Origin of the sequence: Gimesia algae, assembly GCF_007746795.1 — a bacterium.
Taxonomy (GTDB): Bacteria; Planctomycetota; Planctomycetia; order Planctomycetales; family Planctomycetaceae; genus Gimesia; species Gimesia algae.
The window spans coordinates 7,105,604-7,132,278 of the sequence record NZ_CP036343.1; the positions used below are offsets into that span (position 1 = coordinate 7,105,604).

Below are 26,675 nucleotides of genomic sequence, written 5' to 3' on the forward strand. Positions count from 1 at the left end.
TTCAACCGGCGTCTTTCAGATCAAAAGAGAACTCACTGGCGTCCTCTTTCACTTCAAGCTCGAGCGGGCTGGACTGGCTGTCGCGAAACTTCGCCGGGATCGCGGGCGAGACTTTCTTTATCGCAGCTGTCTGCCCTGGCTGGGGAGGGACAGGATCCATTTCAGGAGGCAGGATGGTCACACTGTATTTGCCCCGCGCGACATTCGGGATGCTGACGAAACCTTCCTCTGTCAGCGCGTCCCTGTTCTTGGATCATCATAAATCTGGTCCCCTCACGCGTTGCACTCCCCTTCTCGAGTTGCACTCTCTGAAAGAAATCTGCAAACTGAACCAGACGAAAGTCTCCGATACCTGACTTGAAGAACGCTCCCTCAGAGAAGGACCAGTGCGGATGACCGTTGATGATACGATTTCCATGCGATTAAGACGGGCTTACCTGACGATGCATCGCGCGGCGCAGGCGCACTTTGCTGAATTTGGTGTGACCGTCGATCAATACGTGCTGCTGTCGGTGTTGGCTGATGCAGAAGGCATCATCCAGACCGAGCTTAGCGAACGCATGTCATCCGATGCCAATACGATCGGTGCCATGTTGAGACTGCTGGAACAGAAACAGCTGGTCCGCCGCGAAGCCAGCGAAACAGATCGCCGGGCACAACGCGTCTATTTAACAACCATCGGGAAACGGCTGCAGAAAAAACTGGTCAGGCACTCCAGCCAGATCCATCAGACCCTGGAAGCAGCCCTCACGCCCCGTAAGAAACAGACCCTGATGAAGGGCCTCGAAGAAATCACCCAGGCTCTGCAATAGACCCAATCAGAGGCAACTCCTGCAAAATCATTCACAAAAAATGGGAGAAACCGCGAAACTTCCCCCAGCCGACCGGGTTCTATCTGACATAATACGTATACGTGTTATTTCGATCGTTTTGTATTCCACGCCTTCAAACGGGCGTCGTAATAAACCAGTCCGAGCACTTCAGGAGACCCGCATGACGCCGCTTTTACTCAGAACCTTGATCGTGTGCCTGGCATTCACTGTTTGCCTGGGAGAACTGAGCTTCGCACAACGGCCCCGCCCCAACAGGCCATTCCGGGCGAGACAGAATCTGATTGAACACCGTGACCTGGAATATGCAAACGTCGATGGCTCGTCCCTGCTGCTGGATCTGTATCTGCCCCGCGATGTCAAGAACCCGCCACTGGTGGTCTGGATTCATGGCGGCGGCTGGCGGAGTGGCAACAAAGGACGGGGCGGCAAGTTTGTGCCGCTGCTGACCGATGCCGGTTACGCCTGTGCCAGCATCAATTACCGCCGCAGCGGCGAAGCGAAGTTCCCGGCCCAGATCAACGACTGTAAAGCCGCCCTCCGCTGGCTGCGGGCGCATGCGAAGAAATATGGATACGATGCCACACACATCGGCGTCGGCGGCGCTTCCGCAGGCGGGCACCTGGTCGCGTTACTGGGAACCAGTGGCGGGGTCAAAGATCTGGAAGGCAACGTTGGCAAACACCTCGACCAGTCCAGTAGAGTACAGGCCGTGTGTGACATGTGGGGGCCGACCGACTTTCTGCAGATGGACAAACATGCGATTCCCGGCTCGCGGCTCAAACACAATGATCCCCGTTCCCCCGAATCACTGCTGATTGGCGGCCCGATTCTGGAACACAAGGACCGCGTCGCACGGGCCAACCCGATCACCTACATCGACCAACAGGATCCCCCCTTCCTGATCATCCACGGCTCCAAAGACCCCGCGGTCCCCGTGCATCAAAGCATCATCCTGGAACAGGCGCTTAAGAAAAATAAGGTGCCCGCACAACTGCACATCGTCGAAAACGCCGGTCACGGCGGCCCGGAATTCAACGCGCCGAAAATCAACAAGATGATCGTCGAATTCTTCGATCAGCAGTTGAAGCAGCCCAAAAAAGGACCTGAAAAACGACAGCAGAAAAAATAACGGTCTCGTGGCAGCTGCGGAATGCTCTGGAACCAGGCGGCGGATGCTGTCATACTGACTGCTGACGATTGAGGCTGTTGTCTCAACTGAACCCATTTCGTCATTTCTCCAAAGGATTTCAGAATGACGTCTGCTCCGGAACCTGACCATACCGTTGATGCCGCATCCAGTCGGCGGAATTTTCTCACCGCTACCGCCGGCATTGCCGCTGGTCTGTTGCCCGCTACTCTTTCTGCAGAGGAACCCACCATGCCCTCGGTCTCCACCCGCCCCAAATGTCTATTCTTTGATGTCAACGAAACACTGCTCGACCTGGATGCGATGAAAGAGAGTGTCGCGGCAGCGCTGGGAGGTCGTCCCGACCTGCTGCCGCTGTGGTTCACGACGATGCTGCAGTATTCGCTGGTGGCAACCGTCGGCGATCACTACGACGATTTCGGCGTGATCGGCGCTGCCACACTGCAGATGGTGGCCCGCAATCATGACATCGATCTTTCAGACGACGCGGCAAAGCAGGCGCTCGCACCGATCCGCTCTCTGCCGGCCCATCCCGATGTGAGACCGGCCCTCGAATGGAGATTGGCGTGCAAAGCGGACCCACTTTGGGGGAGTTATTGGCGCGTAAAATGGACCCATCGTAGCAAGTTCCTGATACTGGAGGCTTTTGACCTTCAGTTTCGGGGTGAAGGATGCTTACGGTGGACGATTACGGACGTATACGGCGTGCTCATCGCGACGGGATGAGCATCCGGGAAATCGCTCGGACATTTCATCATTCACGGCGAAAGATCCGCGAAGTATTACACGGTGCAGGGCAACCGCAACAATATTCGCAGCGCCAGACTCAGGCGGCTCCCCGACTGGGCCCCTTCCATGAGACCATCCGACAGATTCTCGCCGATGATGAATCGCAACCACCCAAACAGCGGCACACAGCACAACGAATCTTTGAGCGACTGCGGGACGAGCACGGCTATCTCGGCGGTTACGATGCAGTTTGTCGATTCGTGCGGAAGCACCGAACCAATAAACGTGAAACATTCATCCCGCTTGATCACCAACCGGGCCAACGGCTGGAAGCCGACTTCGGCAAGATTTATGTCGATTTTCCCGACGGACGACGACGGGTTTCAGTGTTGATTCTGGTCTGGTCGTATTCCAACGCCCCCTTTGTGATCGCTCTACCGACGGAACGGACCGAAGCGATTCTGGAAGGCATGGTGCAGGCGTTCGAGTATTTTGATCGCGTTCCCAAAGAAGTCTGGTGGGACAACCCGAAAACGGTAGCCGACGCGGTGCTCAGCGGGCGGAGTCGCAAAATCAACCAACGTTATGCAGCCCTGGCAAGTCATTATGTCTTTGAACCACTGTTCTGCCTGCCGGCCAGCGGGAACGAAAAACCGGTCGTTGAGAATCGCGTGAAGACGTTGCAGCGGAAATGGTCGACTCCGGTTCCCAAGATGGAAGATTTCGAGGAACTCAACAACTATCTTCGGCAATGCTGCCTCCAGGAACAGCAGCGTCTCAGTAGTGGTAAGACAGAAACCATCGGCACACGATTGGAACAGGACAAACAAAACGCCGCCGGGTTGCCCAGGCACCGCTTTGATCCGTGCATCCGCCGGGAAGTAAAGGTCAACAAGTATCAGTTCGCCCGGTTTGAGAACGTGGATTACAGCGTGCCGCGACAGTGTGCGTTTCAGACGGTGAGCGTCAAAGGTTACGTTGACCGTGTGGAAATGGTCTTTAAGGGAACTGTGGTGGCAACCCATCAAAGAAGCTATGAGAAAGGGTGTCAGATTCTTAACCCGTTGCATTACCTCGCAGCTTTGGGGCGGCGACCGGCTGCGTTAGATCATTCCAACGTCTACCGTCAGTGGAAGCTACCGCCGGTGTTTGACGAACTTCGCGAACGGCTGGAAAACCGGCATGGCTTATGTGCGGGAGCAAAACAATATGTACGAGTGCTACAGCTATTGTCCGCACATCCAGTCCAGCGCGTCCAGAAAACCATCGAACAGTTGCGTGGCCCCGAAGGAGCGGATGCCGACCGGATCATTCGCCGGGTCAAACGCAGTACCGCGCATGCCCGCAATCAGCCTGATTTCTCTCCGGCAACTCTGAGCAAAGAAGAATTGAGTCGTCCGGAGGTCTTGTCGGTACAGGTTCCCTGTCCGAGCCTGAACCATTTTGATTTGTTTCTTTCTACGTCAACACAAGGAGATCATCGTGCCCCCACAAACAATACAGAAGAAAAACGATCCGAATCTACTGCTGCAGAGCAATCTCAAGCAGTTAAGGTTACCGGCCATGAATGCGGAGTTCGAGAAGTTGGCCCACGAAGCGGCCAACTCAAATCAGACGTTCGAGCAATATCTGCTGCAGTTGACTGAACTGGAAGTGGCGGCACGGTCCACGAATGCGCTGACCAGCCGGATCAAACAGGCTCAGTTCCCAGTGGAAAAAGGGCTGGAAGATTACGACTTCGCGGCCATGAAATCAGTCAACAAACAGAAGGTGTTGGAGCTGGCCCGTGGTGAATGGGTCCGGCAACATACCAATCTCTGTCTGCTTGGTCAGCCGGGAACGGGCAAAACCCATCTGGCGATTGCACTGGGCCTGGCCGCCTGTCGTGAAGGAATCCGAACGAAATTCTTCACCGCTGCGGCACTCGTCAATCAACTGGAAACCGCGCAACAGCAATACAGTCTGGAGCGTCTCCTGAACAGGCTCGACAAGCTCGATCTGCTGATTGTCGACGAGCTGGGTTATCTGTCTTTCAGCCGTGCTGGTGCGGAACTACTGTTCCAGGTGTTTGCTGATCGTTATGAAAGACGAAGTCTGCTGATCACCAGCAACCTCGCCTTCAGCGACTGGGGCCAGATCTTTCAGGGCGAACGGATGACGGCAGCACTTTTGGATCGATTAACGCACCATTGTGAAATATTTGAGATGAATGGTGAAAGCTATCGGTTCAAAGAGTCGATGAAACAAAAGAAGCCACCTCGCAAAAAAGCCTGAGTCGCTTCCACACTTTGGCATACTGACCACCACGTTACCCCACGTGGTTAACCCAACCCCAGGTGGGTCCCATTTCCGCGCCAAAGTGGGTCCGCTTTACACGCCAATCTCCACTCGAACAGTTAAAAGAAGCGGGCTACCGCATGGTGACACTGACCAATTCCTCACAGGCGGGCGTCGATGCGCAAATGAAAAACGCCGGACTGACGGATCTGTTCGAAGACCGCCTGAGTGTGGAAAACGTGCAGATGTTCAAACCGCACAGCCACGTTTACAAATGGGCGTCGCGCAAAATGAACGTGCCTCCGGAAGACTGCATGCTGGTCGCCGCCCATGGCTGGGACATCGCCGGTGCCCTCTGGGCCGGCTGGCGCGGCGCCTTCGTCGCCCGCCCCGGCGCCCAACTCTACCCCCTGGCAAAGCAACCTGAAATCAACCAGCCAGATATGAAACAGGTGGCAGCTGAGCTACTGCAATTGGGCGGAGAATGTTGTTCGTAATCCAGAAATGCTAGAAGCATAGCTGTAACTAGAGAATCATTTTTTAAATGATTAGCCATTTCCATGTAACCTTTGCCATTCAAATTCATCTAGTCCAACTCTAGAGAGTTGCGACATTATTCGATGAACTAATCTCTGGGCAAATACAGGACGCAGTTCAGCAATCCAAATGAGTTTAGTGTTTCCACTCGGTGTAAAAAACCATTTATCACCTTCTTTTTGGGGTATTATACACGCCGTCTCGTTAGAACCAAAATTAAAGACTTTTGTTGCAAACGGTTCATGTCGAAAACTTAGGCAGATATTTTTGTTATCATCATTTATTACCAATTCAAATGGTTGATTCGGCTTTATAGATTCCTTGAATTTCCCAAATATAAATGGATTTTTTTTATTTGGTTCTAAGCGAACACAATCACACAAAGGTTGAAGGCATACGTAATAGTCTTCAGTCGTTTTGGTTCTTAAAATTGATCCTAGTTTTATTTGAGGGATTACTGTTCTCAATTGAGAGTTAATTTCGGTTCTGAGTGACGATATACGGCTTAATTCTAAATATCTTTCTCTTCCTACTTGGGTATCTTGATGAAATAATGGATAGATTCGTTTGTACAAAGTTTTTGTCTTTTTCCACAGTGTTTCATCAAAAACATTTGTGTCTAATGAGGTGATCACATCCTCTTTTTTTAATTCAATAAATTTTTGCTCTTCAAACTCCGCAGTTTCTTTGATAAGTAATTTATCGCATGGGTACACCCCATCTGTGATATACTCTGTTAAGACTTCCTGACCTACAGATTTCTCTATTAATGAGGAATAATCAAAAGTCGCTTTAAGCTCATCTGCTATTAATTCAATCAGATACCTTGATGCCTCTTCTTGATTATGGAGCAATATTCTGTGAGCTATAAAAGCGCCATCAAGTTCTTTTCTAAAACGCTGAAGAACATGCTGAGCGTTTTCTCGAACTTGGTGAATTGCAGCCATAACAGAATTTGGTACAAGTCCACCAGCAAATTCAGCAAAAGTTTGAATGATAACATTCGGCAATTCTTTTTCGCTTATGCCTTGAGGATCTTCTCCATCTTTCTTCATAACGAATTTTACTCGAATATTATTACAGCCTAGTACTACTTTATCTCCATCGATCTCTTCTAAAATCTTTATTTTATCTCGAACCGATTCATAAGGAATCGTGAGATCACCCTCTCCTGTATAGATAACGAATAATCGCAATCTCCCACCACGATTGCTGTCCTCTTGTATCAGGTCTTTTATGATAGTTTGCGCTATTTCGCCATCATCTCCGTTAATTTGCCAGTCAAGTATTACAACATCTGCATTTTGAGCAACGTTCTTTGTGTACTTAACTGGATCTTCGTTGTGAGCGGGGGCTAATACAGCACATACTTGACCATTATTCGCAAATGAATCAATAAGTATCTTTGCATCTAATCCATGTTTTTTTGATGGTGGCCTTGAATTCTGATTTTCATCATCAGTACCGCCAATATTTCCACGTGGTGATGGATCTATTATTTCTGAATTAGATTCCGCCTCAGACTCTGGTTCCCTTAAGTAAGATTCATCGTCCAACACAACAACTGTTTGAAGAAATTCGGAAACTATTTCATTCGTGATATCTGAAAAACTCATGTTGTATTCTTTCGACATAAAATCATCTATTTCTTGTCCCTGTGCCTTATCCGGAATACAACTCCTTTACCTCGTTGAGGGGGATCAAGTGTAATCTCATAGCCAATACGATCAAAAGTTTGCTTGCAAACGTGTAATCCCATCCCTTGTCCAGATGGTTTTCGAGTAAAACCGAGATCAAAAATTCGTTCTACATCTCTTTTATGGATTCCAGGTCCAGTGTCTGAGAGAAGGATATCTTCACCATCCATGTCCAGATAAATATTTCTTTCACCTCGTCTATCACTTAGCCAAAAACATGAGTTATCTACTAAGTTAACAAAACATGGAAAAATCGAAGATGGATATTCAAATAAGATATGTTTTCTGAATGCGAGAGAGGCAACTAATTTAATTTGATGCCGATCGAATCTTTGTGAAAACAGATCCTGAAGATACTTGTTTATCTCGCTACCACTAATATCAATTTTCTTTCTATTCAGTCTGCGTGTTAACGGAGTAAAAAGAGTCAAATAGCCATCCAAATGATCAAAATTAGTTCTTATCTCAGAATATAATTTTGCTAGAGCTTGGTTTGAGTCTGCCCACCTCTTCAATTTTCTAAGTGATTCGCGCAAGCCACGTACACAACTTCTAAACTCATGGTGAATCACTCCTAAGGCCATTCCTAACTGAAGTAATTCGTTCTGCGAAGCAAGACTCTCTTTTAATTCGACAAGCTCTTCCTCTAGTACTTCAGTCAGTTCGTCAGCCGAAGGACTATTAGGTAAAAATAAAGAGCTTATTTCTGTAACTAACTGTTTAAGCTTATCTATTTCTGGTTCTACACACTCGCGAAATTCATTATCCCAATTGACTTGAAGTGTCTTAATTTGAGAATCGGTCAATTTAGCAAATTCAGTACTGGAAGCTTGGTCTAAGACTCTAGACGTTGATTCAGAAATATTATTAAAATGAAAAATAGATTGCTCATTCACGCGTGATTGAAGACAATTAAGTTCATCATGTGAGCTGGTTATCAGATCGTTGGCAATTTCCTTGTACTCTGTTGTTTTCCCTTCTAATCCCAGTGTAATAAGATCACTTTTACTAATTGTCTGACCTTCGTAATTCAGTACATCAGATATATAAAGTTCTATTTCATGTTCTGCCGGTAAAAATAATTCATTTTCCAAACGCTCCCATTCAGTTTCAAAAGATTTGAAATCGTGTGCCAATTCCTTGGATAGCCCAACCCCTTGTGGTTTAGTGATCCTCAACGAAGCTTTTATTTGAGCCAGCATATTCCTCGACTCTTTCAGAATACGCGCTATCTCTGTTTTTTGATCAGACCGCTTTCTTTTAAGTTTAGTTGTCTCGTTTTTAATTTCGGATTTTAAATCATCAATTGAAGTCTGAGGAAAGTCGTTGTTTATATGTAAGAAAAACGTCTCTAGTTGGTGAGCTAGTTCATTGCGTTTTCGCTTTGCCTTTTTTTCTCTCTCTCTCTTGATAATATCTTTCTGTTTTATCTCTTTTTTTAATGCATCAAATATTTCTGAATTTATTCCCCCTTCTCTGAAAAAATCTGCAGCAAGTTGAATGAAAAAATTCTTTAATATTCCTCTAAATTCACGATACGCTTTATTCTCACGAAATCCTTCGCGACCAGCTTTTTCAACTAGGTTTTGATTGTTCGATTTTGTTAATTCAATTGCTCCAAAAATTCTTCTATAGGAGAAAAAATAATAACCCATTCCCTTGGTTCTACGTTTTTCAATATCTAGAAAGTCATAATCTGAATCACCGTAAGGTAGAATTCTAATACCATCCCGATATATATAAATTCCTCCTATGGTATTTAATTTGGAACTAATGAGTGCAAATTCATCTGACGGAAGAATCGACTCTGAAGGGCTTCCTTGAACATAAGCAAAATTAATATTAAAGGGCCCACAACTTGTCTTTTTTTTCGATGAGTTATTCCAGCCTGTTTCATAATCTAATGGTGCTTGCCCGTATATACGTACCTTCCCTTTAAAATGACCATATTGATCAAACCGTCCTATAAATTGATGATCAGCATTTCGAGCTTCATCTTCTGTAAAGAATTGGTTAGGTCCTATTAGTTCTTTGATAGCTCCTTCGTTGGAATGTTGACGGAACTCTGCTATCAACGGTACTTTCCTACGAGATGAACTCATAGTGTTAGTAAAACCTATTAACATCTTCACAAGTGTTGATGAGGGCTCAACGCTATCTAATGCGATATCTTCTTTAATTATTGAATCTGCTGGTTTGATATAAAAATGAGTCCCATGGTCATTTGATGCATTGAAAGTCGGGCCAACTGGAAGAAAGTTAATACATTCCTGAGGATCAAAGTCAAACTTGGACATTAATGAGAGGATTCTTTGCACTTCCTTGGAATCCTTATCAGGTGCGATAGTTTCCAGATTAACGGCAGATTCTGAAACCATTGAAGATACGTCTTCTACGGTAGGTAATGTACTTCCCTCAAATTCACGAATAGGAATTTCCACATCAACAAGGTCAATTTGTGGAAGTGAGAAGACATCCCAGTTTATATATGCAGCAACTAATTTTTGTGACCTATTTTTTCCTTCTATTTGTTTGGCACGAGTTAAGATAAACACCTGTGGGCCTAAGGCTGCAACGGCAAGTCGTCCAATTCCTTTTTCACCTAAAACGGCTCGAGCTTTTTGTTCGGGATCAACAAGAGATGAAGCATTTTCTATTAATTTACTCTCTGTTCCCAATGTCAACCAATTCGATTCGAATTCGTCTTTAGACATTCCGAGACCATCATCACGTAATACGAACAGGTCGTCATATTCATAATAATCTACGACCACATTTTTAGCGTAAGCATCGTGAGCGTTTTTAAAAAGCTCGCTGATTGCAGTCGGAATTCCTGCGATTTGTTGACGTCCCAGCATGTCAACAGTTCTAGCGCGAACTTTTATTTTCGCCATTAGAGTCCTTCTTTCACAGCTTGACGATGATACCGTCGATAGTGGCTAATAATTGCTTTCCCAATTCTCTCAGCAAGAAGTGCAGGTACAGCATTCCCGATATGTCGCGACATGGATTGAAGAGAACCATGAAAAATAAAATCGTCAGGAAATGTTTGGAGTGATGCTGCTTCTCGAACACTAATTGCTCTGTCCTGCACAGGATGTCCAAATCTTCCGTTGGATATTGTTATACATTTAGTGGTAAGAGCCGATGCTGGTCGATCCCACCAAAGTCGACCGTAAACATCAGTATGTCCTTCATGTTCTTTATGACATTCTAGCAATAAATTCTTAGGCCAATTTCTGCGATCACCTCCAGCCGGAGTCTGTTGTAAACGAGTTAAATTTTGAAGTGATAAACCACGTGCTCTGTGGTTTGGAACATCTTGGTGCTCCTCACCGGCAGTAATCGCAGGAAAGTGCTCAATCCAATCTCTGACAGTAGAGAATTCCGGATTTTGTGTTCCTTCTCCATGTGTTGCCTCTGGAATGGAAATATCTCCCAGTCGGCTACCAATAAGAAGCAGTCTCTGTCTTCTTTGAGGAACCCCATAATCTTGTGAGTTAACAACACGATCATCAAATGAATATTTTAGTGATTCTAAAAGCTTGATAAATCGAGAAAAAGGACCAGACCTTTTAGATACTTTTTGAAGACCAGGAACATTTTCTACAAATACATATTCTGGCAAAAAAAACTTCAGAAATCGATGAAACTCATCCAGCAGTGATGCGTCGTGATCTTTAGTGATACGTTGAACTTTATTTCGATTCTGTTGAGAGAAAGGCTGACAAGGAGCACATGCAGAAAATAGAAGCGGGTATTTACGATTAACTGATACGTAACTCTCTAAATCTTTTGGTACTACATTGCGGATGTCTTCACAAATAAAATCAGATCGTGGAAAGTTCCTTCGATAGGTAATTTCTGCGTCGGACGCATTATCAATTCCAAGAAGAATTTTCATACCAGCGGATTTCAAACCACAACTGGTTCCCCCACATCCTGAAAAAAAATCTACGACTCTGATCTTCATAAAATACCGCCCTTTTGTCCACGTGCATAGTTTGCATCTAACCGTATATTTTGGATCGGCGAATGTCACAAGTCTACACTATGTAGATGTTTTTAAAACATCCATTAGAAATAACAGCTGGTGATATCAGCTGTAAGAAATTACCTAAATTACAATTTATGACAAAGAAATAAGTTCATGCCTTCTCAATACTTAGTCTTTTTTTTAGTTTTTTTTGCAGGGTATCAGGTTTTTGAGTTTCACACTCCCAAATAACAATAACTTTCCAACCCTCAGATTTAAGGAGCTTAGTATTTCTTGCATCCCTTTTTTTATTTTTCTCTAGTTTATCGTCCCAAAACTCCCTATTAGTAATTGGACGGCGTCCCTTAGGACAATCATGACCATGCCAAAAACAGCCATGAACAAAGATTGCCGCATGATATTTGGGAAGTACAATATCAGGTTTACCAGGTAAATCTTTGCGATGCAGACGAAATCGATATCCAGTAGAGTGTAACAATTTTCGAACGATTTTCTCAGGTTTTGTATCCTTTGAACGAACTCGGCTCATGAGTTTTGATCTTTTAATTTTAGAATAGTGATCCATGAATAAATCTGCTTATTTCGCTGTAATTTACTTTTAAACAGTTCATACTTATCTGTTTGTCTATCAGAAATTGTATTTAATCAATCATATACTTCCTATGTAATCTCCTACCCTCATTTCCCACAAAACCCGGTGGAAACCCTATGCGCTGCCGAACTTTCGCTGCATAATGCGGGTCCTTATGCTCACAATAGTGCGTTTCCCCGTTTTTTCTGTTGATGTCTGATGTCCCGCGGTGATGTGAATTCGGCTGCTGCTGACGCTGGTGCTGCCAGTGAGGCGGCTACTGCTGCGCTGTCGGAACTGCCGGCTTTGATCGCGCGTGCGATGGCCGGGGACCAGTTTCGGCTGTCACAACGACTGCGGTCGATTAAGCAGGCACAGAAAAGTAAAAAGCCGTTCGATAAGAATCTGCAGCGGCTGCGGGAGGAACTGGAGAAGTCGCTGGCCCGCCGCGAAGAACGGCGCAAACTCTGCCCCAAAATCACCTTTGACCAGAGTCTGCCGATCCATGAGGAACTGGAGTCGATCCAGAAAACGATTGAAGAGAATCAGGTGGTGATCGTCTGCGGGGAGACCGGATCGGGGAAATCGACGCAGCTGCCTAAGCTGTTACTGTCGATGGGACGCGGGATCAGCGGCATCATCGGGCATACACAGCCCCGCCGCATCGCGGCCCGCTCGGTCGCCGCCCGTATCTCAGAGGAACTGGGCCGTGAACAGGGAACCGCGTGTGGCTTCAAAATTCGCTTCACCGATACGACGAACCCGAACACCTATATCAAACTGATGACCGACGGCATCATGCTGGCGGAAACCCAGACTGACAGTTTCCTCAATCAGTACGACACGATCATCATCGACGAAGCCCACGAACGCTCGTTGAACATTGACTTCCTGCTTGGCTTCCTCAAACGCCTGCTGCCGAAACGCAGAGACCTGCGGGTGATCATCACCTCGGCGACGATTGACGCGGAACGCTTCAGCGAACATTTTGCCAGCCGCCAGGGACCCGCGCCGATTCTGAATGTCTCGGGGCGCACGTATCCGGTCGAGATCCGCTATCGTCCCTTTGATGACGAACCGGCTGGTAAAGAGACGGGCAAAGAAACTGGCAAGTCCCATCATAATTCATCCCAGAACAATTCACGCGACGAACAGTCGCAACTGGCGGATGCGGTCAACGAACTGGCGGCCATTGATGACGGCGACATCCTGATTTTTGTCGCAACCGAATGGGATATTCGTGAGACGGCCAAACTGTTGCGGGGTCGATCGATCATCGGTGATGACGGCGGACGACAGACTGAGATTGTGCCCCTCTACGGGCGACTGTCGACGGCAGAACAGAACAAGGTCTTTCGCCCTTCCTCGTATCGGCGGATTGTGATTGCGACCAACGTGGCGGAATCGTCGATCACGGTGCCCGGCATCCGCTACGTGATTGATACGGGGCTGGCACGCATCAGCCGTTATTCCAGTCGATCACAGGTCCAGCGACTGCCGATCGAAGCGGTCTCGCAGGCGTCCGCCAATCAGCGAGCCGGTCGCTGCGGTCGTGTCGCACCGGGGATCTGTATCCGACTCTACAGCGAAGCCGATTACAACGGTCGGGATGAATTCACATCACCGGAAATTCTGCGGACCAACCTGGCGTCGGTCATTTTGCAGACGCTGAATATGCGGCTGGGGGCAATTGAAGAGTTCCCGTTTCTCGATCCCCCGAAGCCCACGGCAATCCGCGATGGCTACAGCACACTGTATGAACTGGGAGCGATTGACGAACAGAATCGGCTGACGGACATTGGTCGCAAAATCAGTCGCCTGCCGGTCGACCCGCGGATCGCACGCATGATTCTGGCCGCACACGACGAAAACTGTCTGCACGAAATTCTGATCATCGCCGCGGCACTCGAACTGCAGGACCCGCGGGAACGGCCGATTGAAAAACAGCAGGCCGCCGACGAAGCCCACGAGCAGTTTCGCGACCCCGATTCGGATTTCCTCAGCTTTCTCAAACTGTGGGACTTCTATCACAAGCTGAAAGAAGAGCAGTCACACAGCCGCTTGCGACGCGCGTGTGTGCAGAATTTTCTGTCATACAATCGGCTGCGAGAGTGGGCAGACATCTTTCGTCAACTCAGACAACTGGTGGAAGAGAGCGGGATCAAACCGCATCCGCGGAAAGACGATTCGGCGGCCATTCACCGGGCGCTGCTGCCGGGCCTGTTGTCGAACATCGCCATGCGTTCGGATACACACGAATACACGGGGGCGGGACAGCAGAAGTATTTTCTCTGGCCGGGCTCGGGGATTTTTGAGAAGAAGCCCAAGTGGATCATTTCCGCCGAGCTGATCGAAACGAGTAAACGCTACGCGCGGACCGTCGCGAAGATTTCGCCGAACTGGATTGAGCCGGCGGCACCGCACCTGGTGAAGAAGAGCTGGAGCGATCCCCGCTGGAACGGCGAAGCGGGCTCGGCGGTGGCGACAGAAAAAGTGACACTGTTCGGCCTGACCATCGTACCCCGCCGCCCCGTGCATTATGGGAAAATCGATCCGGAACATTCGCGGACTCTGCTGCTGCAGTACGGACTCGTCGAAGGGGACATTAATATCAACGTCGACTTTCTGGCACACAATCAAAAATTCATCGAAGATCTGGAACAGCAGCAGGCCCGCTCGCGGCGTTACGATTTGATTCCTTCTCAGGAACAGCAGTTCGCCTACTATGACCAGCGGATTCCGGAAGACGTGTATGATGGTGTGAGTCTGAAGAAGTGGTGGAAGGTCGCCAGCCGCAAAACGCCGACGCTGTTGAATATGCGACTGGAAGATTTCTTCGATACGCAGTCGGAAGAGATCGACGAAGGCGAATTCCCGGACGCGATCAACATGGGCAAGATGCAGTTCCCACTGGAATATCATCTGGAGCCGGGTGCCGAAGAAGACGGCGTCACCGTTTCGATTCCGCAGGAGAGTTTGAATCAACTGTCGCCACAACGCCTGGGCTGGCTGGTGCCGGGACTGCTGGAAGAAAAAGTGGCCGCGATGATCAAGGCGCTGCCCAAAGCGGTTCGCCGGATGCTGGTGCCGGCACCTGAGACGGCAAAACAGGTTGTCAGTAAGCTGGAGTTCGGCAAGGGTTCGTTTGAAGAGACGGTGGCTGAGATGCTGTCACAGATTTCAGGCGAACGAATTACCGCCGACCAGTTTGAGATCCAGCGCCTGCCACAGCATCTGCAGATGAATATTCGCGTGCTGGACCAGGGAGGCGACGCGATCGCCGTCAATCGGAATTTGACTCAACTGCGTCAGGAGTACGGTTCGAAAGCCGCCAGCAGTTTCACGGCACTTTCGGATGATCACTGGAGCCAGTCTGGCTTGACGGACTGGACGTTCGGTGATTTTCCGGCAGAAGTGCAAATTCAGCACGATCAACTTTCGCTCACCGGTTTTCCCAGTTTAGTGGATGAACAGACGACAGTAGCCCTCTGCCTGCGGGATACGCCGGAGCGGGCCGCCTACGAAACGCGGTTTGGATTGCGGCGGTTATTTGTCTTGTCGGAACACAAACGACTGAAAGCCCAGATCGAACACTTACCCGATCTGAACCGGATCTCATTGTACGCGACCGCGATCGGCGGGATCAATTTGCGGGAACAACTGGTCGAACTGCTGGCAGAACGGACCCTGTTTGGCAGGAAAGAACAACTGCCGCGGAACGAGGCTCAGTATCGTCAACTTGTGAAGGAGTGGCGGAACCAGATTCCGGTTGCAGCGCAGGACCTGGCGAGTCTGCTGCCGGGACTGTTTGAGCAGTATCATAAGATGAAGGTGACCCTCGATAAGACGAAGGTGCCTGCCTGGAGTGAGCCTTTGCATGACATGCGGGCGCAGCTGAATGCGATGATCAACGCCCGGTTCCTGGTAAGTACGCCTTACCCGTGGCTGCAGCAGTTTCCGCGTTATCTGCAGGGCATGGAGATGCGATTGAGCAAGCTGGGGGGAACCGGTCTGAAGAAAGACATTACGAACATCCGCAGTATTTCACGCTACTTCGAATTGTATTCACAGCGGGCAAAGCAGCATCACGAGCGGGAGATTGTGGATCCGCAGTTGATCAAATTCCGCTGGATGCTGGAGGAATTACGCGTGTCGCTGTTTGCCCAGAAGCTGGGCACGGCTTTGAAAGTCTCGCCGAAAATTCTGGATCAGCAGTGGGCGGCGGTGCGGGACTGATTTTTTGCTCCCACGAGAAGATAGCGAGCGCCAGACCTGATTGCTGCCTGACCGTAAATTGTATGCAGAAGCTGTGACCTCCTGCTCACTATGCGCGGCCAGAATTGCATTCGAGATTACCCTTACACCTTCTTTCGTGCTTTCGTGTCATTTCGTGTTTTTCGTGGTAGGTAATTCTGATTTGAATGTCTGCTCTGTCAGTTTCCTGTTGTCTGCGACAACCCCGAATTGCGTTCGGGGCTATCCCCTGATCTGTTTTCAGTGGTTTGGGATATTCATCTGCAGATACTGGAGGCACTTCTTTTATAATGTGGATGAACCAGGTAAGAAGGCGTTGATCACAGGCACTGTCGGACGAGCCGACAGATGGTACCCGGCAGAGATTGTTTTTCTACCACGAAAAACACGAAACCACACAAAAATGAATTGAGTTTGTTGTATCAGACGGGGCAGAACGAAACTGATGGCAAATGCCGTGTTGAACGAGCCGCCAAAGGGAACTGGTGCTTTATTATGATAGGTATTGCGCTGCATTTTAGTTCTTTTGCAGGAGGCTTGATTTCATGTGGGAGGGTAAATCTTATGGAGGGGCGTGAGGGGATCAAGTGGATTTTGAGAACGGGTTGGCGATCTGTGTTGATACGGGTCCGATGCTGGGATGAGCAGTGCCGGGGCCGGGGTGAAAGGCTGCGATGTGTGGCGACCCGCAGGCATACATCACGAACTGGTAACGTTTCATGCAGTGCAAATCTGGAAAAAACAGGCTCATTTGTAGTGAAGATCAAGAACAAGTGTCGCGTGTTTCAGTGCACTGTAAACTGGGCACGCGCGCGACTCAAAACAGCGTTTATCGCCGTTGGCACGGCGGGGTCAAGTGCAGTTTGAGCAGTTGAGGTGACCGGTTTGTCAGCGGTGCGGTTTATACAGGTGCTTCTTCGAACTCGTTGAATTCATCCATGAGCGAGTTGATGGCAACGGACGAGCCGAGAACATAGATGCTGTCGCCGGCGTTGAGGATGGACGAACTCGGAGGTGGCATCTGAGGCTGCTGACCGGGTCGACAGATGCCGACGATCATGATGCCTTTAGTGCTGAAGTCGGTTTCGTGTAATTTTTTGCTGCAGTAAGGATTGCTGTCTGTGATCTGGAGGTCGGCGACTTCAAAGCCACCAACGTGTTTGCTGGCAACTTCGACGAAATCTTCGACAGCGGGATGAATCATGAAGCGGGCAATTTTGACAGCACCGCTGCGGAACGGACTGACAACACGGTTAGCGCCGGCGTGCCGGATTTTATCGCCGGCTTTGTCATCACTGGCGCGGGCGATGATCTGGAATTCTGGATTGAGCATGCGGGCGGTGAGCACGACGTAGACGTTATCGGCGTCGCTGGGCAGAGCGGCTGCCAGTGACTTGGCGTTTTCAATGCCTGCGTTTTGCAGGACAAAGTCATCGGTGGCATCACCATGAATATACAACCAGCCTTTATCTTCGCAGGTCAACCGCAGACGTTCTTCATCTTTGTCGATGACGACGAATAGTTTTTCACGTTCGTAAAGGTATTCACAGATGGAGGCGCCCATACGACCGATGCCACACACGATGTAATGGCCTTCCAGATTCGAGATTGCTTTCTGCATGCGACGTTTCTCCAGGATTGAACTCATCTGCTGACGAACGATCCATTGACCAAGCTGGGAGACAGAGTAAGTAAAAATCCCCAGACCAAACATGAGGTAGAAGATGATAAACAGCTTGCCATTGTCGGACAGTGAAACGGGATCTTCATAGCCGACGGTGGTTGCTGTAATGACGATCATATACAGGCTGTTGAGCCACGAGGCACCTTCAATCCAGCGAATGCCCACCGTCCCGAAAATGGTAAAGCCGATCAGCAGCACGACGATGCGAACAAACTGCGCAACCGATTGCTTCTGCTGTTTCGTCTGATTCTGGGGTACGATGAAATGAAAAACCATGCGTGAGAGTTTACAGCCTGAACAGTATTTTAGATAGAAAACTCGCTTCGGCAGGAGGTAATAAAATGGATTCGGGCTTCTTCAGATCGGCGAGCAGAAACTCGGCTGCCTGAATTCCGCTGCGAACGGCGCCTTCCATAGTGGCAGGCCAGCCAGTGGAAGTCCAGTCTCCTGCCAGATACAACCCGTCGACTTCCGTACGCTGAGACGGGCGGAGTTGTTCCACGCCGGGCTGAACGGAAAAGACGGCCTGATGCTCGGTGACCATGCGGCTGTGCAGCAGTTCTGCCGAGTTCGCTTCCGGCCAGATCATCGCCAGTTCAGCGACGACTTCACTGATGATCTCTGACTGCGAACGTCCCTGCCGTGCAGACCCTGTCAGTTCATGGCTGGCGGAGATGACGATCTGGTAGTAGTAGCCTGCATCTGTCTTCGCGTCCTGCATCAGGCGACTGCGGTTGAACATCCACTGCGAGAGCGTGTCTACGAAGACGGCATGCGGGAGGCTGGTGATCTCGCGATCGAACCAGAGATGGACGCTGGTGATGGGCGCGGATTCGAGCTGTTGAATGCGGGTCATTTTTTCGCGCCCCGGAAACTCTGCAGGCAAGAGATCAACAACCCGCTGGTGAGGAACGGCGAGTACGACCCGCGGACAGTCGATTTCGGTTCCGTCGCGTAATTGAATTCCGGTGACCTGCTGCCCGTCGATCCGGATGTTTTCGACACCAGCCTGCAGGGATATTTTTGTGCCACGCTGTTTGAGATAGTCCTGAATGACCGTGCCATACAAGTGTTCGAGGGGAACGGTGGGAATCAATACCTGCCAGCTGTCGCGTGCTCTGAGAAAGCCATCGACGAAGACCTTCCGGGCATGGGAAAGGCTGATTCGATCAAGGCTTTCGCTCAAAGCGCTGACGAGGACCACATTCCAGAAACGATTTATGACAGTGGAAGCTTGACCGTGTTCGGCGAGCCAGCCAGCGATGGTGGGTTCCTTGTCGGGATCAATTTTTGCAAGCGCCAATTGCTTGAGACCGCGGGCGAGCTGGATTTTTTCAGGCCAGGAAAGATAGGAGAGACCGCCGAACGCAGGCAGCAGATGCAGGGGGGCAGGCAGCAGTGGGTTGGCGGCAAAGCGATTGACTTTGAGATTTCGGCCCTTCGAATCGGGGCCGATAGAATCGGGGCCGATGAAATAGAGTTCTGACGCGCGCTGGAAGGAATTGGCAATACCGACGGTTTCACAGAAGCGGTTGAATTCAACACAGCAACCCATGCTGACATGCTGGCAGTTATCGATAAGCTGTTCCGACTGCTTGTCGGCGAAGGAACTGGCACGGCCGCCTAATCGGGGACGCGACTCATACAGGGAGACGGGGATCTCGCGATCTGCGAGTGTGACTGCACAGGCCAGTCCGGCCAGACCGCCTCCGATGATGACAACTTCTGACTGACTGGTTCTCAACGGATCATCCTGACGAACTCTACTGATATATTAAGAAAACGAGTCTGGCCTGAACATTGGATCTGTATTTTCTGACGCGGCTGACCTAGACTATGTACAGTTTTACTGTAGCTTCTCCAGAAGCATCTGGACCGAGTCTCATAATTGGCCCGAGTCTAATATTACGAGAGGTGCTAAAATAAAATGTGCTGCGATCCAGTATGTGAGGATATCGAAAAATCAATCTGATCCTAGTGGTGACTCTACGAAAACATGAAATATCCGGGGATTGAGCGACTACAGCGTTTTTCAACACGCTGGCTGCAGACGGGACGCAACTTTCTGTATCCGCCCCGCTGTACTCTGTGTGGCATTGAAGCCGTATGTACCGGCGTGAGTTGTGGAGAACAGATTGAAGAAATTGTGCCTGTGCTCTCTCGGGTCTGTCAGCGGTGCGGCGCTCCAGTGGGCCCGCATCTGGAGACTTCCGGAGGCTGTATTGATTGTCGAAGTGAGAAATTCGAGTTTGAGCGGGCGGTCGCGCTGGGGAAATATGAAGGTGCGTTACAGGAATTCATTCTCAATCTGAAGCAGAACCATGGCGCGTATCTGGGGGGTGGGCTGGCGAATCTGCTGTATTATCGGAATCAGGATTTCTTTGAGCAACTGGGGGTAGAACTGGTTGTTCCGGTCCCATTGCACTGGACATCCCGTCTGCGTCGCTCCCATAATCCGGCCAGTATCATCGCAGAGGCCCTGTCACACCGCTTGCAAGCGAAATACAGCGGGAATATACTCGCCAAACGAAAGAAGACTCCCCCACAGACCAGTTTGTCTCCTCAGAAGCGGAGAACGAATCTACGAGACGCCTTTCATGTCCGTAGGCCCGGTCGGGTTAGTGACTTACGAATATTACTGGTTGATGATGTCATGACGACAGGATCAACTGCGAATGCTGCGACTCGTGCCCTTCTGCAGGCAGGTGCCAGCAAAATCAACGTTGCAGTCATAGCCAGAGCGCCGCGTATATGACTATAGAAAATCAAATCTCCACACGAGACGGTTGCTGTCAGCGTGGATACAACAGACAAGGTAAGTACCTCGATGGATGCGAGTACCACTCCTCCTGATAATAATCCTGCTCAGAAGCCGGAGAAAAGAAAGATTGGCAGAAACCATCGATTTTTTCTGCGCGGGCTGGCCATCAGTCTGCCTCCAATTCTGACGCTGGTGATTGTGATCTGGGTCGCCGGGATTGTGAACGACTACATTATCACGCCGACAACGACCACGGTGCGATACTGTATTGCGTACTTCACAGACGATTCTCAGCCCCGTGATAATTTTGTGGAAATGGAAAACCTGCCCCCGCTGGAATACTGCCGCAAAGATTATCTGATCAGCAGAAAAGATGTGGACAAGATCAGAGCGCTCGAGTTGGAAGCCGGATCTCAACCTGTCAACCGAAATAAGCTCAGCGCTTACGCCTGGGTCCCCTTTGGCGATCGTGCGGTCAAGTATGTCGATTATCGTGAAGTCGCCAAGCGCATCCGTGAATCGGATATGCCGACGACCGCGATGGGCCTGTATATGGAACTGGCAACGACTCGCTGGTTTAAAAGTCTGTTTCACTTAAGTGCCGTGGCAGTCGCATTGACCATTGTCGCGCTGTACTTCCTGGGACGTTTCGTGACCGCGCGCATTGGTGCCTGGATGGTCGTGAAATTTGAGCAGGGTGTGCTGGCAAAACTGCCTGTCGTGAGCAATGTGTATTCTTCGGTCAAACAGGTCACCGACTTTTTCTTCAGTGAACGAACCGTGGATTACAGTCGCGTAGTGGCAGTAGAATATCCCAGGCGGGGTATCTGGTCGCTGGGTTTTGTCACCGGCGACAGTATGCTGGAGATGACGGTCACGGCCGGAGAGCCTCTGGTGGCGATCCTGATCCCGACCTCCCCGATGCCTGTGACCGGCTATACGATGAGTGTGCCTAAAAGTGAAATCGTCGATTTAAATATTACCGTGGATCAGGCCTTCCAGTTCTGCCTGTCCTGTGGTGTTCTAGTGCCGCCACAGCAGCGGGTCACTGATGACCTGCTGCGGGAAGAGCTGGGAAAGCGTCTGCTGGGAGATCGTAAGCTGGCGGGATTCAAAGTCCAGATTGCTCCTCCGATCCCAACCACACAGACGTCGACAATTGAGAGCGAACACACAACAACAAAGGAAAAGCCGGAAGATCCTAATGGTTCCGAGTCTGAAACTCCGAACCAGCCACCCGAGGATTCCAAGTAATCTGAGCCTCTGGTGCATAACCGGCATGGCGACTGAGCCGCTAATCGAACGTAATTTTGAGTAGAAGTGGAAAGTGGAGTGATGGACCAGAGGTCTGAAGAACGTCCTTTACGGATTGCAACCCGTGCCAGCAACCTGGCGCTATGGCAAGCCTACTACGTTTCAGATCTGCTGAAAAAGCAGACCAGTGAACGTCCGATTGAAATCGTGCACATCACATCGGAAGGGGACCGCGATCTGACGTCGCCTCTCTCAGAATTCGGGGGACTGGGTGTCTTTACCCGCGAAGTACAGAAAGCAGTGCTGGATGGTCGCGCCGATTTAGCCGTCCACAGTCTAAAAGATCTGCCTACAGAACAGGCGCCCGGATTACAGCTGGCGGGCATCCCGGAACGGGGACCTCTCTACGATGTACTGATTTTCCCACAGGGGTCAGATGCAGTAACGAGCATTGCCGCATTGCCTGCTGCAGCGAGGATTGGCACTGGCAGTCTGCGAAGACGCGCACAACTGCTGCATCAGCGCAACGATCTGCAGATGCTGGAAGTGCGCGGCAATGTGGAAACCCGTCTCAAAAAACTGGACTCAGGGGAATACGATGCGCTCTGCCTGGCAGAAGCCGGTATGGTACGACTGGAGTTGCTCGAACAGCGGGCTTCCCTGCTGCTGCAGCCTCCGGAAGTCTATCCGGCGGTAGGACAGGGCGCACTGGGAATCGAATGTCGGACGGATGACAGTGAAACGGCAGTGTTGCTGACCGGCTTGTCTGATCCGTCCACGCAGGCGGCAACAACTGCGGAACGGAGCCTGCTGGCATTTCTGCGTGCTGGCTGCCATGCACCCATTGGAAGTCTGTCTCAGGTGTCAGACGACCAGTTGACTCTGGAAGCGGTCGTGTTGAGTGCCGATGGACAGGAACGGATTTGTGCTTCGGTCACCGGCTCATTTTCCGAAGCTGAGGAAATCGGCGTGAAGGTCGCTCAAGCGCTGCTGGCAGACGGTGCAGGTCGGTTGATTTCGGGAACAGAAGATTCCTGAATCTCCTGCCAGCAGTTCACTGGTGGATGTCAAGCCTGAAAAAGACCTGTAAATTATTTCCCTATTCTTAAATAAATCGCTGTGTATCATATGTCGATTCTGCGGGGCAGATGCGTTATACTCTGAGCATAAATGGACTGCCTCTCAATAACGTAATCAGGAAGTGCGGAAGGATCGAGACATGGAACGTCACCCTTATCGCCCCGGCTTATCCGGGATCGTTGCTACTGAGACTGAGATCTCTCAGACTCAAGAAGGACTTACTTATCGGGGTTATCCGATTGATGAACTGGCACGAGGAGCGGCCTTCATCGAAGTTGCCTACCTGCTGTTGCACGGCGAACTACCCAGCCATGAGCAACTGGCTGATTTTCAGACACTGCTGATTGAAACCGGCTCGCTGCCTCAACCTGTCATGGTGGCGGTTCAGGCAATCCCCCCCCACATCGACATGATGGAAGTGATTCGCAGTGGCGTGAGCCTGCTGGCGCACTTTGATCCGCAGATGGAGTATGGCGTATTCCAGTCGGAAGTTTCTAACGCTCAATACCTGCTGGCGATGCTGCCTCAGCTGATTGCGTATCGTTATCACCAGGTGCGCGGCTCCCGTCTGATAGAACCAAACTTTCATCACTCTTACGCAGGCAGCTTCTGGTATATGCTGAAAGGGGATGAACCTACGCAGCTGGAAGAAGAGGCGTTTAATGCGGCTCTGATTATCAATGCGGACTACGGATTGTCCCCCTCGACTTTTGCCGCACGGGTTGTGGCGTCGACGGGCAGCCCGCTGTACTCTGCGGTCTGTTCGGCCATCGGTTCCATTAATGGTCAGCTACACTGCAGTTGCGGAACGGGCGTGCTGGATGTACTGCAGGAAGCGATGCAATCGGGTAATGCCGAGGAATGGGTTTGTCAGGAAATCACCAAGGGACGGCGTGTTCTCGGATTTGAAAACTCGCATCACAAGCCCCGCGACCCCCGTTCTGCGGTTCTGAAATCATATTGTGTTCAGCTGGCAGACGCGTTGGGACAGAACGAGATGGAAAACGCTGCTGATACCATCGAAGAGATCATGGGAAAAATCCAAAAGGTACATCCCCGGGTGGAATGGTATGCCAGTCGTCTGCTGCATTATCTGGGTTTCGAACCGGAATTGTTTACTCCGATTTTTTCTGTTTCGCGGCTTATTGGCTGGGTCGCTCATATTATTGAGCAGAGTGAGAATAATCACCTGTATCAGCCGCTGTCTCGATATGTGGGCATGGACCAGCGTAAATACAAGCCACTTCCCTTACGCAGCTGATTTAACCTTGTCTTTATAGAACAGTCGCAAGAGGATTGGCAGCAGAACCAGCGACCCCAGCATGCCGCCGACCATGGCAACGCTGACCAGTGCACCGAAATAGATCAACGGAATAAAGTGTGAAAGCGTAAGCACGCTGAAGCCAGCCACCAGCGCACAGGTGGCAAAGATGATGGCCCGGCCCACCCCACGGTGAGTCCGCCGAATCGCATCAACGACCGATGCACCCCGTGAACGTTCCCGTAGAAAGCCGGTGATAAAGTGAATGCTGGAATCGGTCGTTAAACCCATCGAAACACTGGCAATCATGGCGGTGCCAATATTGAGGGGTAAATTGAACCAGCCCATTGCACCGACGACCAGTATGATGGGAAATAGATTGGGAATCATGGAGATAATGCCGATTTTAAGGCTGCGAAAGGCAACCGTCATCATTGCCAGAATGCTGGCCCCCGCGAGTAGAAAGCTGAAGAGCTGATCGTTCAGCAAGCTGTCGATCAGATAGGCCAGCAGGATAAAAATGCCCGCTGCCTTGCCGGATTCGGCGGTTTCCACATCAGAACTATCTGTTTTTTCTGTGACTTTCGAACCGGGGAAATGTTTTTTTGCCAGCGCATCGACTTTATCGATGAGCGAGAGCTTTTCTTCTGCAGACTGACGTTCGAGAGCCCGCAGCACAATTCGCATTCTCCCTTTTTCGGAGTTATACAGACTGCTTTCAAAATCGGGCTGGAGAGTTTTGATGGAATCGAGTTTGGACTGAAGCGGATCAGAGGCGAATGGAATTTTCGGGATAAAATCCAGCGTATCGGTAATCGAAATGACTTTGGTCAACTGCTGCTTGCCTGGCGGATTGACCTGTTGCAGATCGCTGGCCAGTGCGCGGACCCGATCCAGGTAGTCATCATTCAACTGAGGAGGAGCCGGGAAGTTGACTTCCCAGGTCGAGGCACCGCCCAGTCGCGTTTCCACAAAATTGAGGGCCTTGACAATATCACTGGAGTCGCGAAAGTTCTTACTGAAATCGGTTTCCACTGTCAGGCGAGAGAAGCCAGCTGCGGCAAACAGGACGAGCAGAACAGTTCCCGAGAGAATCAATCGAGGGTACTGCTCTGTTCCCAGACAGACTTTTTTAAGGATGCGTTCCAGCCCCTGTTCGGAAGAATGTTTGAGGGGTGCACTGAGATAACCCAGGGAAATTCCGCCTGGCAGTAAAACCGTTGCTGCGATCAGCACCATCATAGTACCAATGGCCATCATAATTCCGAAGCTGCGAACAGGTGCAATCTCACTGGAGAGCAGCGATGCGAATCCAGCGGCTGTAGTAGCACAGGTCCAGAAAATCGCGGGCAGAAGTTCGACCATCGTCTGGCGAATGGCCCGTGGTCGCGAGATATTATTGCGCTGCAGTTCCTGGAAGTGGACTGCGACGTGCGCCACTGTTGCGATGCCGATAATCGTCACCAGTGAATTGAGCATAGAGCTGACCATACTGAGCTGAAAGTGTCCCAGCACGAGAATGGCTTCGGTCCAGAGAATCGAGCAGATCACTACCAGTAACGGCAGCATGACCCACCGCAGGCGTCGAAACAATAGAAACAGAACCAGCGCCAGCAGATTCAGCGAAACTTTGAACAGGATGTTGCCGTCTTCTTCAACATAGCGGAACATATCGTGTACCTGCACGGGTTCGCCGACGACATAGGCTTGAGGCGAGTGTCCCTCAGCCAGTTGACGAATGCGACGGAATGTTTCTCCACGGGAAACCGGAGAATCCTCTTCGGGTAGCAGCCTGAGCACGATAGCTGTGGTCTGATTATCATCGCCAATCAAGACCCCGCGGAAGAGCTCGGTCATCTCATCCTGTTTTCTTCTAATCAGGGCGCGGAGAAAGAAGTTGAGTTTAGGAGGCGAGAGTGCATCAGCGAGATTCTGGGTAACTTCCGCATTCACGCCAGGAACTTTACTGAGATCCTGCGAGAACCTGCGGACTTCGAGGAGCCCTTCTGGCTCGAGCAGTTCGGGGGTGGTATACGCGACGAAGACAAATTCATCACCGCCGAACAATCTCTTACTTTCAAGATAATCGAGCAGGTGTGGATCATCTTTCGAATAGAGTGATTCGATCGACTGTTCAAAAGAGAGCTGAGAAGCAGGGTAGATGGCCAGTCCGGTCAGGACCATGAAAATCAGCAGCAAAATCCAGCGCAGCTTGTAGAGATAATCTACCAACGATTCCAGCCAGCGCTGCGGGTGACTACTCATAAGGAAAGACCATATCCTGCTGCCTGTCTGGCATTCAATACATAACTACGCGGCCCGTTGCTATGATACAGGAATACTTCCGATGTTCACGCAACCCATCTACTCTAGTCGAACTATAGCCCACAGAAGCCATGATTTCATAACAAAGTGTACGTTTTTTACAACGTGTTGATTTTTTTCACCCTGCATACTTCAGAACCATCAGCATCGATATTTCCAGATATCTGGATCATTCCGCGCCGCACTCTTGCACAGTCCCTATAGCCGGCAGAAATCTCATAAAACCCCATCTCATGTCTGGAGTGTCCCCTTGTTTCTGACGTACGAG

The 26,675-nt window shown here is 50.0% G+C and carries 21 protein-coding genes; 11 read left to right on the forward strand and 10 right to left on the reverse strand.

What is annotated here, in order from left to right; translation table 11 throughout:
- Window position 1: 1 nt before the first annotated feature.
- Window positions 2-181, reverse strand: a complete 180-nt coding sequence (locus tag Pan161_RS26775) for a hypothetical protein (protein WP_145231810.1) — start codon at window positions 179-181, stop codon at window positions 2-4.
- Between the two features lie 211 nt (window positions 182-392).
- Between Pan161_RS26775 and Pan161_RS26780 the strand changes: the two genes are divergently transcribed.
- The 6 genes from Pan161_RS26780 to Pan161_RS26805 all read left to right on the forward strand — a co-directional run bounded on the left by Pan161_RS26780 (window position 393) and on the right by Pan161_RS26805 (window position 5,483).
- Window positions 393-812, forward strand: coding sequence for a MarR family winged helix-turn-helix transcriptional regulator (locus Pan161_RS26780; protein WP_145231811.1), 420 nt, complete (start codon window positions 393-395; stop codon window positions 810-812).
- 181 nt (window positions 813-993) lie between these two features.
- A complete protein-coding gene (locus Pan161_RS26785) occupies window positions 994-1,962 on the forward strand; it encodes an alpha/beta hydrolase (RefSeq protein ID WP_145231812.1) in 969 nt (322 codons plus the stop codon).
- Between the two features lie 123 nt (window positions 1,963-2,085).
- Complete coding sequence (locus tag Pan161_RS26790; RefSeq protein WP_232103510.1) at window positions 2,086-2,706, forward strand: HAD family hydrolase; 621 nt, start codon at window positions 2,086-2,088, stop codon at window positions 2,704-2,706.
- A complete protein-coding gene (gene istA / locus Pan161_RS26795; RefSeq protein WP_145223926.1) occupies window positions 2,652-4,355 on the forward strand; it encodes an IS21 family transposase in 1,704 nt (567 codons plus the stop codon). Before Pan161_RS26790 ends, istA begins: the two co-directional genes overlap by 55 nt.
- Entirely contained in the window at window positions 4,273-4,983 is a 711-nt protein-coding gene (istB, locus tag Pan161_RS26800; protein WP_145223927.1) for an IS21-like element helper ATPase IstB, read from the forward strand. The genes istA and istB overlap by 83 nt, the downstream gene beginning before the upstream one ends.
- A gap of 62 nt (window positions 4,984-5,045) precedes the next feature.
- Window positions 5,046-5,483 (forward strand): HAD-IA family hydrolase, encoded by a 438-nt coding sequence (locus tag Pan161_RS26805; protein WP_232103512.1) that lies wholly within the window; start codon window positions 5,046-5,048, stop codon window positions 5,481-5,483.
- A 51-nt stretch (window positions 5,484-5,534) separates the two neighbouring features.
- Here the strand turns inward: Pan161_RS26805 and Pan161_RS26810 are convergent, their stop codons facing one another.
- The 4 genes from Pan161_RS26810 to Pan161_RS26825 all read right to left on the reverse strand — a co-directional run bounded on the left by Pan161_RS26810 (window position 5,535) and on the right by Pan161_RS26825 (window position 11,782).
- Window positions 5,535-7,139, reverse strand: a complete 1,605-nt coding sequence (locus Pan161_RS26810) for a response regulator receiver domain (protein WP_145231813.1) — start codon at window positions 7,137-7,139, stop codon at window positions 5,535-5,537.
- A gap of 26 nt (window positions 7,140-7,165) precedes the next feature.
- Complete coding sequence (locus Pan161_RS26815) at window positions 7,166-10,114, reverse strand: ATP-binding protein (protein WP_145231814.1); 2,949 nt, start codon at window positions 10,112-10,114, stop codon at window positions 7,166-7,168.
- Window positions 10,114-11,193, reverse strand: coding sequence for a DNA cytosine methyltransferase (locus Pan161_RS26820; protein ID WP_145231815.1), 1,080 nt, complete (start codon window positions 11,191-11,193; stop codon window positions 10,114-10,116). Before Pan161_RS26820 ends, Pan161_RS26815 begins: the two co-directional genes overlap by 1 nt.
- A 175-nt stretch (window positions 11,194-11,368) precedes the next feature.
- Window positions 11,369-11,782, reverse strand: a complete 414-nt coding sequence (locus Pan161_RS26825) for a very short patch repair endonuclease (protein ID WP_145231816.1) — start codon at window positions 11,780-11,782, stop codon at window positions 11,369-11,371.
- 225 nt (window positions 11,783-12,007) lie between these two features.
- On the opposite strand from Pan161_RS26825, the gene hrpA reads away from it, so the two are divergent.
- Window positions 12,008-16,024 (forward strand): ATP-dependent RNA helicase HrpA, encoded by a 4,017-nt coding sequence (gene hrpA / locus Pan161_RS26830; protein ID WP_145231817.1) that lies wholly within the window; start codon window positions 12,008-12,010, stop codon window positions 16,022-16,024.
- 303 nt (window positions 16,025-16,327) lie between these two features.
- On the opposite strand, the gene Pan161_RS26835 is transcribed toward hrpA, so the two are convergent.
- The 4 genes from Pan161_RS26835 to hpnE form a co-directional block, all read right to left on the reverse strand.
- Window positions 16,328-16,558 carry a hypothetical protein gene (locus Pan161_RS26835; RefSeq protein ID WP_145231818.1) on the reverse strand — a complete coding sequence of 77 codons (231 nt, stop codon included), beginning with the start codon at window positions 16,556-16,558 and terminating at the stop codon, window positions 16,328-16,330.
- A 67-nt stretch (window positions 16,559-16,625) separates the two neighbouring features.
- Window positions 16,626-16,763 (reverse strand): hypothetical protein, encoded by a 138-nt coding sequence (locus Pan161_RS30770; protein ID WP_197995553.1) that lies wholly within the window; start codon window positions 16,761-16,763, stop codon window positions 16,626-16,628.
- A 180-nt stretch (window positions 16,764-16,943) separates the two neighbouring features.
- Complete coding sequence (locus Pan161_RS26840; RefSeq protein ID WP_145231819.1) at window positions 16,944-18,002, reverse strand: potassium channel family protein; 1,059 nt, start codon at window positions 18,000-18,002, stop codon at window positions 16,944-16,946.
- A gap of 10 nt (window positions 18,003-18,012) precedes the next feature.
- Window positions 18,013-19,470 (reverse strand): hydroxysqualene dehydroxylase HpnE, encoded by a 1,458-nt coding sequence (hpnE, locus tag Pan161_RS26845; protein ID WP_197995554.1) that lies wholly within the window; start codon window positions 19,468-19,470, stop codon window positions 18,013-18,015.
- A 252-nt stretch (window positions 19,471-19,722) separates the two neighbouring features.
- Between hpnE and Pan161_RS26850 the strand changes: the two genes are divergently transcribed.
- From Pan161_RS26850 to Pan161_RS26865, 4 genes are all read left to right on the forward strand, one after another.
- Window positions 19,723-20,481 (forward strand): ComF family protein, encoded by a 759-nt coding sequence (locus Pan161_RS26850; RefSeq protein WP_145231821.1) that lies wholly within the window; start codon window positions 19,723-19,725, stop codon window positions 20,479-20,481.
- A 72-nt stretch (window positions 20,482-20,553) separates the two neighbouring features.
- On the forward strand, window positions 20,554-21,741 hold the full coding sequence (locus tag Pan161_RS26855; protein WP_145231822.1) for a DUF502 domain-containing protein: 1,188 nt from the start codon (window positions 20,554-20,556) through the stop codon (window positions 21,739-21,741).
- An 81-nt stretch (window positions 21,742-21,822) separates the two neighbouring features.
- Window positions 21,823-22,779 carry a hydroxymethylbilane synthase gene (gene hemC / locus Pan161_RS26860; RefSeq protein WP_145231823.1) on the forward strand — a complete coding sequence of 319 codons (957 nt, stop codon included), beginning with the start codon at window positions 21,823-21,825 and terminating at the stop codon, window positions 22,777-22,779.
- A 181-nt stretch (window positions 22,780-22,960) separates the two neighbouring features.
- The gene (locus Pan161_RS26865; RefSeq protein WP_145231824.1) at window positions 22,961-24,082 is read left to right on the forward strand and encodes a citrate/2-methylcitrate synthase; all 1,122 of its coding nucleotides are present in this window, start codon (window positions 22,961-22,963) and stop codon (window positions 24,080-24,082) included.
- On the opposite strand, the gene Pan161_RS26870 is transcribed toward Pan161_RS26865, so the two are convergent.
- Complete coding sequence (locus tag Pan161_RS26870; protein WP_145231825.1) at window positions 24,071-26,347, reverse strand: efflux RND transporter permease subunit; 2,277 nt, start codon at window positions 26,345-26,347, stop codon at window positions 24,071-24,073. The genes Pan161_RS26865 and Pan161_RS26870 overlap by 12 nt on opposite strands.
- Between the last annotated feature and the right edge of the window lie 328 nt (window positions 26,348-26,675).